The organism is Klebsiella sp. WP4-W18-ESBL-05, assembly GCF_014169075.1.
In the GTDB taxonomy this organism is placed as follows: domain Bacteria; phylum Pseudomonadota; class Gammaproteobacteria; order Enterobacterales; family Enterobacteriaceae; genus Kluyvera; species Kluyvera ascorbata_B.
In genome coordinates this window covers 325853-337884 of the sequence record NZ_AP022057.1, presented here as the reverse complement: position 1 = coordinate 337884, position 12032 = coordinate 325853, and the positions used below count along the sequence as shown (strand labels likewise).

Annotated in this window: 13 protein-coding genes; 3 read left to right on the top strand and 10 right to left on the bottom strand. The window is 50.6% G+C overall.

Features of this window, described 5'->3' with window-relative positions; translation table 11 throughout:
• Positions 1 to 227: 227 nt before the first annotated feature.
• The gene (gene rcnR, locus H7R58_RS01590; RefSeq protein ID WP_000019951.1) at positions 228 to 500 is read right to left on the bottom strand and encodes a Ni(II)/Co(II)-binding transcriptional repressor RcnR; all 273 of its coding nucleotides are present in this window, start codon (positions 498 to 500) and stop codon (positions 228 to 230) included.
• Positions 501 to 622: 122 nt separating this feature from the next.
• Between rcnR and H7R58_RS01585 the strand changes: the two genes are divergently transcribed.
• The gene (locus H7R58_RS01585; RefSeq protein WP_023331513.1) at positions 623 to 1744 is read left to right on the top strand and encodes a nickel/cobalt efflux protein RcnA; all 1122 of its coding nucleotides are present in this window, start codon (positions 623 to 625) and stop codon (positions 1742 to 1744) included.
• A 257-nt stretch (positions 1745 to 2001) separates the two neighbouring features.
• On the opposite strand, the gene H7R58_RS01580 is transcribed toward H7R58_RS01585, so the two are convergent.
• The 3 genes from H7R58_RS01580 to tnpB form a co-directional block, all read right to left on the bottom strand.
• Positions 2002 to 2436, bottom strand: coding sequence for a hypothetical protein (locus tag H7R58_RS01580; RefSeq protein ID WP_000723070.1), 435 nt, complete (start codon positions 2434 to 2436; stop codon positions 2002 to 2004).
• Positions 2437 to 2511: 75 nt separating this feature from the next.
• Positions 2512 to 4050: an IS66 family transposase gene (gene tnpC / locus H7R58_RS01575; protein WP_115074996.1), complete on the bottom strand. Its 1539-nt coding sequence runs from the start codon at positions 4048 to 4050 to the stop codon at positions 2512 to 2514.
• Positions 4051 to 4098: 48 nt separating this feature from the next.
• Entirely contained in the window at positions 4099 to 4446 is a 348-nt protein-coding gene (gene tnpB / locus H7R58_RS01570; protein ID WP_000612626.1) for an IS66 family insertion sequence element accessory protein TnpB, read from the bottom strand.
• Between the two features lie 88 nt (positions 4447 to 4534).
• Here tnpB and H7R58_RS01565 point away from each other — a divergent pair.
• A protein-coding gene (locus H7R58_RS01565; RefSeq protein ID WP_110198830.1) for an IS3 family transposase occupies positions 4535 to 5646 on the top strand; the annotation gives its coding sequence in 2 pieces (ribosomal slippage) (positions 4535 to 4796 and positions 4796 to 5646; 1113 coding nt in all).
• On the opposite strand, the gene tnpA is transcribed toward H7R58_RS01565, so the two are convergent.
• Positions 5633 to 6052, bottom strand: a complete 420-nt coding sequence (gene tnpA / locus H7R58_RS01560; RefSeq protein WP_182934578.1) for an IS66-like element accessory protein TnpA — start codon at positions 6050 to 6052, stop codon at positions 5633 to 5635. The two genes, H7R58_RS01565 and tnpA, sit on opposite strands and share 14 nt — an antisense overlap.
• 240 nt (positions 6053 to 6292) lie before the next feature.
• Between tnpA and H7R58_RS01555 the strand changes: the two genes are divergently transcribed.
• A protein-coding gene (locus H7R58_RS01555) for an IS3 family transposase (protein ID WP_094333936.1) occupies positions 6293 to 7521 on the top strand; the annotation gives its coding sequence in 2 pieces (ribosomal slippage) (positions 6293 to 6608 and positions 6608 to 7521; 1230 coding nt in all).
• 134 nt (positions 7522 to 7655) lie between these two features.
• On the opposite strand, the gene pcoS is transcribed toward H7R58_RS01555, so the two are convergent.
• The 5 genes from pcoS to pcoB are packed head-to-tail and all read right to left on the bottom strand — an operon-like array spanning position 7656 to position 12032.
• Positions 7656 to 9056, bottom strand: coding sequence for a copper resistance membrane spanning protein PcoS (gene pcoS, locus H7R58_RS01550; protein WP_064673678.1), 1401 nt, complete (start codon positions 9054 to 9056; stop codon positions 7656 to 7658).
• Positions 9053 to 9733 carry a copper response regulator transcription factor PcoR gene (gene pcoR, locus H7R58_RS01545; RefSeq protein WP_001188930.1) on the bottom strand — a complete coding sequence of 227 codons (681 nt, stop codon included), beginning with the start codon at positions 9731 to 9733 and terminating at the stop codon, positions 9053 to 9055. The genes pcoS and pcoR overlap by 4 nt, the downstream gene beginning before the upstream one ends.
• A gap of 54 nt (positions 9734 to 9787) precedes the next feature.
• Positions 9788 to 10666, bottom strand: coding sequence for a copper resistance inner membrane protein PcoD (gene pcoD / locus H7R58_RS01540; RefSeq protein WP_320108689.1), 879 nt, complete (start codon positions 10664 to 10666; stop codon positions 9788 to 9790).
• Between the two features lie 55 nt (positions 10667 to 10721).
• Complete coding sequence (gene pcoC / locus H7R58_RS01535; protein WP_000025662.1) at positions 10722 to 11102, bottom strand: copper resistance system metallochaperone PcoC; 381 nt, start codon at positions 11100 to 11102, stop codon at positions 10722 to 10724.
• Positions 11103 to 11141: 39 nt separating this feature from the next.
• Complete coding sequence (gene pcoB, locus H7R58_RS01530; RefSeq protein WP_074133539.1) at positions 11142 to 12032, bottom strand: copper resistance outer membrane transporter PcoB; 891 nt, start codon at positions 12030 to 12032, stop codon at positions 11142 to 11144.

Genomic DNA, 12032 nt, shown 5'->3' with positions numbered 1-12032 from the left:
TGGGTGATTTTGATGGTCAGCGAGTAGAGGCTTTAACAATGTGGGTTGCCCTGAGCAAAGTAAGGGAAGTAGATGTACCAGAAATGTACGCGTTGCCTTGCATGAAGGGGGGCATCTTAAAGCTCATTGATTAAACAAACTCACTATGCCGCTACAAACAGCCCAAAACCGTCACTTGATAACGTGTTATTTAGATAAATTAATGCTCAGGGCTTTTAGCCAAACTGTCACTTGATGTAAGAATCCAGAACCTTCAGCACAACGTCCAGGTCTTCTTCTCGTTTCTGTTCTTCACTTTCATGAACAATATGTTCAGTCAAATGTCCTTTAATCACTTCACGCAATAAACCATTCACGGCACCACGTATGGCGGCTATTTGTTGCAGTACAGCGGCACATTCGTGAGGTTCATCAAGCATTTTTTTCAGCGCAGCAACCTGCCCCTGGATCTTGCTTGTACGTGCTTTCAGTTTTTGTTTATCGCGGATGGTATGTGACATGTGGGCTCTCACTCTCCTGGATATTTTATGTAACTATACCAGCGTTATTCTACTGGGGGGTAGTATATTTTACTGGGGGGGAGTAGAATCCGGCCTACACTTAATAACCAAGAATGATTCTCATGAACGAATTTACGACACTTCTTCAGCAAGGCAACGCATGGTTTTTCATCCCCAGCGCCATTCTGCTTGGCGCGCTTCATGGACTGGAGCCCGGGCACTCCAAAACAATGATGGCAGCATTCATCATTGCTATAAAAGGCACCGTACGTCAGGCCGTGATGCTGGGTGTCGCGGCAACATTGTCGCACACTGCAGTCGTATGGCTGATTGCTTTTGGAGGGATGTATATCAGTAATAAATTTACCGCAGAATCAGCCGAACCCTGGCTACAGATGGTCTCTTCAGTGATCATCCTTGGTACGGCTTTTTGGATGTTCTGGCGAACCTGGAGCGGTGAGAAAAACTGGCTGGAGGGAATGCAGGAGAATGAACATCATCACCATGACGAAACAAGGTTGATCGATACTGGCCATGGAAAAGTTGAACTGTCCATTTTTGAAGAAGGACAACTTCCCCACTGGCGGCTACGCACTCTTAGTGGCCAAAGATGGGCTTCTGAAGATATCTCATTAACCACACTTCGGGAAAACAGTACGATCTCTCAGACTTTTGAATTTGTTGATCATGGTGATTATCTGGAGTCAACATCTCCCATCCCTGAGCCTCACAGTTTCAACGTACGTCTGTCTCTGGGACATCGTGGTCATGTCCATGACTATGATGTGGCGTTCGCTGAACACGACCATGACCATGACCATGACCACTCTGAGCTTGATGGGCTGGATGTGAATTCGAAAGAGTATCAGGACGCTCACGAACTGGCTCATGCCAATGACATAAAACGCCGCTTCGACGGGAAAGAAGTAACCAACGGGCAAATCCTGATATTTGGACTGACAGGAGGGCTTATCCCTTGCCCGGCAGCTATAACTGTATTGTTGATCTGCCTTCAGCTTAAAGCGCTTACGCTGGGTGCCACACTGGTTGTTTGTTTCAGTATCGGCCTGGCATTGACCCTCGTAACGGTTGGAGTGGGTGCGGCGATCAGCGTTCGTCAGGTCGCCAAACGCTGGAGTGGCTTCAATACCATCGCCAGAAGAGCCCCCTATATTTCAAGCGCCCTGATTGCTGCTGTTGGGATTTACATGGGTATACATGGCTGGAATGGGCTGGTGCATTAACACCGGTACTGATGACACACACTCTGGGTACTTACAAAGTACATCCTAAGCGCCACCGTTGAGGTTATGAGCAGAAAAACCCGGAATATAAAGCTGCTCTTTCCGGGACTTGTTGCTGAGGCAGGGATTAAGTAACTGATTAAATCCATTCCCATAAGACTCAATGATAAATGAAAGAATAAAAAAAACGCTCCCGAATGGGAGCGTAAGCCAGTGACTTCGGCGTCAAATGAGGGTCTAACAAGTGGAGCTGCGGGTTAATTCTGGGTGATCTGGCTGCGATGCTTTTCAGCCTGCTGCTGATGAATAACGGAAGACTGACCATTATTCGCCTTCTCGTGCACAACAGCGGCTTTTTCATGCTCGTTCATTTCTGAAAATGACGTTGCTGATTCGTTGGTGGCCCCTGGTTTGCCTTTCATCATTTTTTTATGCATCTCCGCCATGTCCTGGTGGGCAGAAGCGTTGCCGTTTTGCATCATTTCATGGGACATTGCAGCCTGATCGTGTCCGCTCATATCCATCATTGTCATACTGTCTCCCTGAACAGCGCTTTTTTCAGAGGTTGACTGCATCTGATGGGCGGGTGCCTGGGCATTATTTACCTGGTCATGCATGTTCATTGTCTCTGCAGCCATGGCGGATGAAGCGACAGCCATAATGGCAACAAATGATACAAGGATCTTTTTCATGGTTGGGTCTCCGGTGTTTTCATACCCAAACAATCAACGTAAGCGTGCAGCGAGAACCGTATTGACGGGGATGCGTTATTCAATTGACAGTGCTACGCGCCAGGGGAGTAGTTCGCTGACCCGGTTTATCGGCCAGTCCGCTATGACGTTAAGGACGTGACGGAGGTAGCTTTCTGGCTCCACTCCGTTCAGTTTGCATGTCCCGATCAGGCTGTACAGCAGCGCTCCCCGCTCTCCTCCATGATCCGAACCGAAGAACAGGTAGTTTTTGCGGCCCAGGCTGACCATCCGTAGCGCATTCTCAGCTATGTTGTTATCTGCCTCGGCCCAGCCGTCGTCAGTATAGTAAGCCAGCGCCGGCCACTGGTTCAGTACGTACGTGAACGCTTTCGCCAGTTCTGAGTGTCGCGACAGCGTTTTCACCTTTTCACGCAGCCAGCTTTCCAGGGATTTCAGCCGCGGTTTAGCTTTTTGCTGACGTTCTGCAAGGCGTCGCTTCGCCGGCATTCCCCTTATCTCCGCTTCAACGGCATACAGCTCGCCGATACGCTTCAGGGCTTCATCCGTCAGCGCCGACGGTGTGCGGACGTGCACATCGTGGATTTTACGGCGGGCGTGAGCCCAGCAGGCGGCTTCCGTTATCTGGCCATCGCGGTACAGCTCGTTGAACCCGGCGTACGCATCGGCCTGCAGCACACCACTGAACCCTGCAAGATGGGTCTGAGGGTGGATGCCTTTTCTGTCCGGGCTGTAAGCGAACCACACCGCCGGCGCGACTGCTGATCCAGCGTTGCGGTCATCACGAACATACGTCCACAACCGCCCGGTCTTCGTCTTCTTATTGCCCGGCAGCAGCACCTGGACCGGGGTGTCATCGGCATGGAGTTTACCGTCGGTCAGGACATAGCCCTGAAGCGCCTCTTCCAGCGGTGACAGCAGCCGGCAGCATGCATCCACCCAGCCCGACAGCAGTGAGCGGCTCAGCTCCACACCCTGGCGGCTGTATATTTCTGACTGCCGGTACAGCGGGGTATGTTCTGCATACTTTGAACTCAGCACGCGGGCCAGCAGCCCCGGTCCGGCGATACCCCGCTCGATGGGACGTGAAGGCGCGGGGGCCTGCACGATGGCATCGCACTGAGTACAGGCATGCTTTTCACGTACTGTCCGGATAACCCGGAAGGCGCTGCGCATCAGCTCCAGCTGTTCGGCGGCATCTTCACCCAGGTAACTCAGCGCACCACCACATTCCGGGCAGCATGACGCTGCCGGCAGCAGCCGTTTTTCGTCACGGGGAAGTGATTCAGGGAACGGTTTGCGGGTACGGGTCTGCCGCAGCGGGCGCTGCACGGCCGGGTCATCCACCCGGCCGGTAAGGGTATCGCTTTCTTTCTGCAACTGCTTAAGGTCGGCTTCCATCTGCGCGATACGGCGGGAGACTTTTTCGGAGCGGCTGCCGAAGTTCATCCGGCGCAGCTTATCCAGTTGCGCCTGCAGGTGATCTATTTCGCGTTCACGCTCGTTCAGCTTTTCCAGAAGGGCACGGTTCAGCGCCTCCTGTTCGGCAAGGAGACGTTTCAGTTCATCGATATCGTCAGGAAGTAAGCTGTTCATACCGGGTATATTACCAGGCTCATTCAGCGTCGACCAGGATAAAGAGGCCTACAACATAGTCAGTGACGTAAGCAGTCTTTTAGGCTGCCGCCAGTCGATACCTTCAAGGAGCATCGCCAGCTGTGCCGGTGTGAGGAACACTTTGCCATCCCGGGCTGACGGCCAGGCGAAGCGGCCGCGCTCCAGCCGTTTGGTCAGCAGACACAGTCCATCGCCGGTAGACCAGAGGAGCTTTACCTGACTGCCATTACGCCCACGGAAGATAAAAACGTGACCTGACATCGGATCGTCTTTCAGCGTCGTCTGCACCTTTGCCGCCAGGCCGTTGAAGCCGTTTCTCATATCGGTGATGCCAGCGACCAGCCAGATCTTTGTCCCTGATGGTAATGGGATCAACGTTTGAGCTCCCGTGGTAATCATCCCGTAAATTAACAGACGCTAAAAGTAGAATTTTCTCGTACGATAAACGCAGGAGATTCTGCATATGAAAACATCAAAATTTAGTGACAGCCAAATTCTGGCGATTTTAAAACAAGCCGAAGCTGGAGCACCTGTTCCTGAGCTGTGTCGTGAGCATGGCATGAGTTCAGCCACCTTTTACAAATGGCGAGCTAAGTTTGGCGGGATGGATGCGTCAATGATGGCGCGCCTGAAAGAGCTGGAAGCCGAAAATGCCCGACTGAAAAAGATGTATGCCGAAGAGCGGCTCAAAGCCGAAATCCTCAAAGAGGCTATCGAAAAAAAGTGGTAAAGCCGTCGCGCCGACGGGAGTTGGCGCAAAAGGCGGTGCAAAACCATTCCATTACCATCAAGTTTGCATGTGGTCTATTTGGGCTGAGCGAAACCTGTTACCGCTATCAGGCCAAACTCAGTGATGAGAATGCTCAAATCGCCGACTGGCTGCTTCGGTTAACTGAGGCTCACCGCAGCTGGGGTTTTGGAATGTGCTTTTACTTTTTACGCAATGTGAAACGCTTTGGTTGGAACCATAAACGGGTGCTTAGGATTTACCGTGAGCTGGAACTTAATCTGCGGATCAAGCCGAAGAGGCGCTTAAAACGTGATGTGCCTGATGCATTAGTGGTGCCGGAGTCGATAAATCAGTGCTGGTCTATGGACTTTATGCATGACCAGCTCGAGGATGGCCGCAGCTTCAGACTGCTTAATATCATTGATGATTTTAACCGCGAAGGATTGGCGATTGAGGTCGACTTCTCGCTGCCAGCTGAGCGTGTTGTCCGCACTCTCAATCAAGTGATTGAATGGCGCGGCAAGCCCAGACAAATTCGCAGTGACAATGGTCCTGAATACATCAGTGCTTTACTGGCGGAGTGGGCAGCAAAACATGATGTTGAGCTGAAGTTTATCCAGCCTGGCAACCCGCAGCAGAATGCCTATGTGGAGCGGTATAACCGTACAGTTCGCTACGACTGGCTCAACCAATATTTATTCAGCAGTATTGCCGAGGTACAAGAGCATGCGACAGAATGGCTTTGGTTTTACAACAATGAACGACCAAACAAAGCAATTGGTGGCATACCACCGAAATACAAGCAGGCTTTAATAACGCAACCTTCTACTTCTAACGTCCATTAAAAATGGGATGATTACCCCGTATCAGCAGGTTCAGGATATTTTCGCTGATGGCACCATTCAGACGGAGTGATCCGTGCCGGAACGTCACTTCACAGCTGATATTGAGTGATTCAGGTGCCGCAGCAGCTACAGGTTGTGACCGGGGGGAGGTTGCAGGGACAACATCTTCGGTATCAAGTGTTATCGGGAGCAGCTCAGGCACGTTGTTTTCTGTTGTTGAAGGAGGACGTAGTTTTCCTTCGCGCCAGTACTGGCGCCACTTGAACAGCAAATTATCGTTGATCCCATGCTCACGAGCGAGTTGCGCTACGGAGATCTCTGGTCGATGCGAGAGTTCAACCATTTTGATTTTGAACTCAACGGGATAATTAGGGCTTTTTTTACGCACTGCGGTTAATGATTTCATGGATAGCGTCCACCATATTTGGTGTCCACTATCCTCTCAGGAATATCAGGATCTGCCAGACGGTGCTGAGACGACGCTTACCAATCAACGGCTTATAACAGAGAAAGCATTTGATCTCAGGGCGGGTTATTCATCACTCCAGGAACCAGGTAGACTGGCCCCATGAATCTCCAGACAGTTGGTATCACTTAAATTAGTGATAGTCTTAATACTAGTTTTAGACTAGTCGTTGGAGTCCGAATGATTGATGTTCTAGGTCCAGAGAAGCGCAGACGGCGCAGCGTTCAGGAAAAAATCGCCATTGTTCAGCAGAGCTTTGAGCCCGGCATGACCGTGTCGCTGGTCGCCCGTCAGCATGGCGTTGCTGCCAGTCAGCTGTTCCTGTGGCGTAAGCAATATCAGGAAGGCAGTCTCACTGCGGTTGCCGCAGGTGAACAGGTTGTACCCGCGTCGGAGCTGGCATCTGCAATGAAGCAAATTAAAGAGTTACAGCGCCTGCTGGGCAAAAAAACCATGGAAAACGAGCTGCTGAAAGAAGCCGTTGAATATGGCCGACAAAAAAAGTGGATAGCGCACGTGCCCTTGTTGCCGGAGGATGGCGAATAAGCCTTGTCAGTCGTTGCCTCCGGGTCTCACGTGCGCAACTGCATGCCATGGCCCGTCGGTCGAAGGGCTGGCAGGATCGTCGGTGCAAGCGCAAGCCTGATGATACTGAAGCGCTGGCTCGTATCCATACCGTTATCGACGATCTGCCCACCTATGGTTATCGTCGTGTATGGGCACTGCTGCGCAGACAATCAGAAACTGACGACATGGCGGTGATCAATGCCAAACGCGTATACCGCATCATGCGTCAGAATGCGCTGCTGCTTGAGCGTAAACCGGCAATACCGCCCTCGAAGCGGGCGCATAGAGGGAAAGTGGCCGTTGGAGAAAGTAACCAGCGGTGGTGCTCCGACGGCTTCGAGTTCAGCTGTGATAACGGTGAAAAACTGCGGGTCACGTTCGCGCTGGACTGTTGCGATCGCGAGGCACTTCACTGGGCGGCAAGTACCGGTGGATATGACAGTGAAACCGTGCAGGACGTCATGCTGGGTGCAGTAGAGCGTCGCTTCGGTAACAGGCTGCCGACATCCCCCGTTGAGTGGCTGACAGACAACGGTTCAGCCTACCGTTCTCATCAGACGCGTCAGTTCGCCAGAATGGTAGGACTGGAGCCAAAACATACGGCGGTACGTAGTCCAGAAAGCAACGGAATGGCGGAGAGCTTCGTGAAAACGATGAAGCGCGACTACATCAGCATCATGCCAAAACCTGACGGGTTAACAGCGGCAAAGAACCTTGCGGAGGCCTTCGAACATTACAACGAATGGCATCCGCACAGTGCACTGGGATATCGTTCTCCACGGGAATATCTGCGGCGGCGAACCAGTAATGGGTTAAGCGATAAAAAGTGTCTGGAAATATAGGGGCCAATCCACCAGGCGATTGCGTTATCACTCTGCTCCTGATTTATGTATGATTATAAAAAACCGCCTCTGTTTATCGCGTGACTGAATGATGACAATTTTGTCACCTTCCAGGTTTCTCCTGAAGAACGGGATTAATCCATTAACAGGCGCACTTTGAACACAATTTCCCGCCCCTGCTGTTCTGCTGACAGCTCGCCGCCATGAGCATGAATGATCGACCTTGTAATTGATAATCCCAGCCCCGCGCCTTCCGTGTTGTGGACCCTTGATGAATCAGCTCGATAGAACCGATCAAACAAACGTTCCAGATTAGCGGGAACCTGGCCGGACATCGTATTCGTAATCATCACGTTCACACAGTCACTGTCACGCTCAAGGTGTATCGCTGTACAGGTGTTATCGGGAGAATACTTGATTGCATTGGAAAGCAGGTTACTGAAAGCACGTCGCAGCATATCGCTGTCTCCGGCAACAACGCCCTCTCCTTCAACGGTGATTGTCTTTCCTGTTTCGTCTGCCAGAGGCTCGAACAGCTCACGTAATTCATTCAGTTCGGCGGCCAGATCCACATCATGTTTATCCAGCTGCAGCAGACCATGCTCTGAACGTGCCAGAAAAAGCATATCACTGGTCATTCGTGACAACCTTTTCAGTTCTTCCAGGTTAGCGAATAAGATTTCGCGGTAATGCGAAACATCCCTTTCCTTAGCCAGTGCAAACTGCGTCTGCATCATCAGATTACTGACCGGTGTGCGCAGCTCATGCGCGATGTCAGACGAGAAATCTGACAGTTTCCGGAATGACCCCTCCAGGCGATCGAACATGTTATTGAACTCCTGCATGGTCTCAGAAATTTCCGGCGGAGCCAAATCGGGATTAAGACGCTGATCCAGGCTGTGTACGGTCATGGAGGAAGCCAGACTGGTCATTTCCCGTAGCGGTTTCAGACCAATACGTGTGGTCAGCCAGCCCAGAAAAATAGAAATAAAGACCAGACCGATATTGAACCAGAACAGCCAGGTACTGAGCTTATCCATAAACAGGGTGTGATACCCAGTATCCGTGGCAACCGTAATGATGACATGTTTGCTTTTACCCTGTTCCGGCGTCACGGCAACCCGCCGCGAGATACTGCGGTACACGGTGTTATTTTCTTCCGTCTGGATCATATAGTCGAGAATATCACCCGACTTATTAAGCAGGACCGCTGGAACAACAGAATTTTTGGCATAGAGTTCAACAATTTTTTCATTTTCCATGTTTTTTATAGAAATGAATAAACCATTGTGCCCTACCATCGCATCGTTTATTTTTTCTGATAATGACTTAATATCCGTTTTGTTCCGGAACGTCTCTGTTTTAAGAAACTCTTCGGTGAGCTGAAGTTTACCTGTCAGAAAATCGCGGTCCTGATTATCGAAATAGCCATTAAGGGTGCTAATCAGGATAAAACTTGATAACCACCATACCGTAAGCATCACCGCAGAAAAAATCAGGCTCAGGCGTGTGGTCAGGGAAATTTTGAACCTCACTCTTCTCTGATCTCCAGGACATATCCGGCACCGCGAACGGTATGGATCAGTTTTGGCTCAAAGTCATCATCAATTTTACTTCTCAGACGTCTCACGGCGACATCAATCACATTCGTATCACTGTCAAAATTCATGTTCCAGACCAGGGACGAGATAAGACTCCTGGGTAACACTTCTCCGGTGCGTTGCAGCAGCAACTCAAGCAGAACGTATTCTTTACCGGTGAGATGGATCTTCTTCCCCGAACGGATCACGGTCCGGCGCACCATATCAACGGTCATATCGGCGATGGTGCAGACTGTTGCGGCCTGCGAGCGTGCCCGGCGCAGCAGGGTTCTTACACGTGCAACCAGCTCCGTAAAATCAAAGGGCTTAATCAGGTAGTCATCTGCGCCAAGCTCCAGTCCTTTCACTTTGTCCCGCACGTTGTCCTTTGCGGTTAAAAACAGGACCGGTTCTTCGTGCCCGGACTCCCTCAGTGCGCTGATGATTTGCCACCCGTCGAGGAAAGGCAGCATCACGTCCAGTATTATCAAATCATACTGTCCCTTCGACGCGGCCCCGAGACCATCGCGGCCATTATTAAAGAGATCGGCCTGATAGCCTTCCTCAACCAGTCCCTGCTGCAGGTAACGACCTGTTTTTTGTTCGTCTTCAACGATTAAAATACGCTGCATGGTTAGCTCGCTGATATGAAAGTAAAAATCTCACGCATGAGCTTTGGCTGTCCCCTAGCTGACCTGAGACGGAGCAAGCATTCCGAGCCACGCTACGGCGCCCAGAATGATAATCGCAACAACGAATTCTGTCAGGATGCTGTTTCGCATCAGGGCAACGCTGCGATCATAATTCCCTTCCCTGACCATAACTTCAAGCCGGGGACCCAGGTGAAACCGGTTTGCTGCAGCCAGAAGAAGCATCAGAACAAACAGAGCCGTCTTGGCAAGCAATATCCTCCCCCAGGAACTGTTGAATAAGGGAGTTAAGTTACCCTCAGCAATATACAGATAGTTGACCAGCGCACTCAGGATCAGGGCTACAACAATCACCGTTCCTGCCGTGGCAAATTGTGCCAGGGAGTCAGATATCACAATGACGCTCTGTGCATTATGCTCGTTTCTGCGCATCAGCAGGATAGCAAATGCAACCAGAGCACCTGTCCAGGCACCTGCAGCACCGAGATGGGTCAGATCGCTCAGTAAATGGAGATAGTAATGCAGACCGTCATGCATAACGGCGTGTCCTCCCCAGGCAAGTGTAGCCAGCGCCACGCCCCCACTCATCGTCATCAGCAGGCAGGACAATACTCTCTTATTAGTGTAAAGGAACAAAGCACCGAGTGTGGTAAACAGGGCACAGAGCCTGACAATCCAGCTAATACCCACATCAGTTTCTTCTATCACCATCTCGATAACATGGATGGATAATTCTCTGAGGTCAGTTACTCCACTCATGGCATTAGATACCAGGAGCATATTAATGCCAGTAAGAATGATGCCTGTAACAACAGCAAAGGTTATAAACGACCTGAAATTAGTCAGGTTATAGGTTTCATGTCTGACACCGCTTATTCCATATATCTGAAAAAATGGCAATCCAAATATTACCATCAAATCCAGATAAATAAGAAAACGAATAACAATCATAATCAGGTCGTTCATAATATTACTTCACTGTAAAGGTGTAATTACCGGTAATAGGGTGCGTATCTGAAGAAACCGCGCGCCAGTCAACACGATAAGTGCCAGCGGGTAAAGGCTCTCGCGGAATAATGACCATCGATTTAGGGTCAGCGCCTGGCGCCACTTTTGCCGCGACCGGCATCGGAGAATGTGATGACATGCCTTTCATACCCGTCATCGTTAATTTTGCACCTGAGAATTTCACGGTCAGATTTTCCGAGAAATTAAGCTGAATCTTTTCCGGGGCCGCTACGGCTGAATCAGCCTGTGGCACAGAGCTTTTTAATTCCGGATGGGCCATAGCAGAGAAAGCAACGCCCATAACGAGGCCACCTGTAAGAATGGCTTTATTTAAAATCGACATTTTATTTACCTGTTTAGTTGAGTGTTTTATATCAGTGCGTTAAAACCAGATTCTGGCTCCCGCCAGGAATACTACCTGATGGTCTTTCTCACCTTCTCTTTTCGCCATATCGGATGTTTTCCCGTAAAGTTGATTCCAGGAAACGCCTATATAGGGTGCAAACTCACGGCGTATTTCATAGCGCAGCCGGAGCCCCAGCTCTGTGTCAGTCAGTCCCCTGCCGCGACCCCGCGATTCATCATCCTGACTGTAGAAATTCACCTCATAGGATGGCTGGAGTATGAGCCGGTTAGTCAGTAAAACGTCGTATTCTCCTCCCAGACGAAGGGCTGCTTTTCCGCCATTACTGACAAAACCCGTAATTTCAGACTCAAAATTATAGAGTGCCAGCCCCTGAAAACCGACAGCAGCCCAGGTCCGGGCAGAAGCAGGTCTGAAATCCTGCCTGACACCCGCAACCAAATCCCACCATGGGCCAACCGCATGTCCCCAGAGTAACTGCGCTTCAGCCGCCTCCGTTTCCCCATTGCTTCGTTCACCTTCACTCTTTAGCCAAATCCGATCTGTGTCGCCTCCAATCCAGCTGTTAACACTCCAGCTGAAATTGTTGGTGTTATCCGACCGTTGCCATTCCAGTTGATCCAGCAGAACCAGATAATTAATCGCACTGTCGTGAATCGCATGCCCCTGTAAATTGCCGAATGCAGCCTTCCGGTCGGCATCGGTAACAGGCGGAATTGGCGTTCTGCTCTCAGTTACAATGGGCTCCATTGACGTCATCTCAGTGAAATTCTCATCTGCTGGCATCTGCATGGCAGACATGTCGTGCCCGGCGTGGGGATCTGCAGAGACGGAGCCCGCCGCAATAGAAAGCGGTGAGGTAAACAAACCGGCGACCAGAACAGGTATGGCCTTCAAATTTCTCTTCAT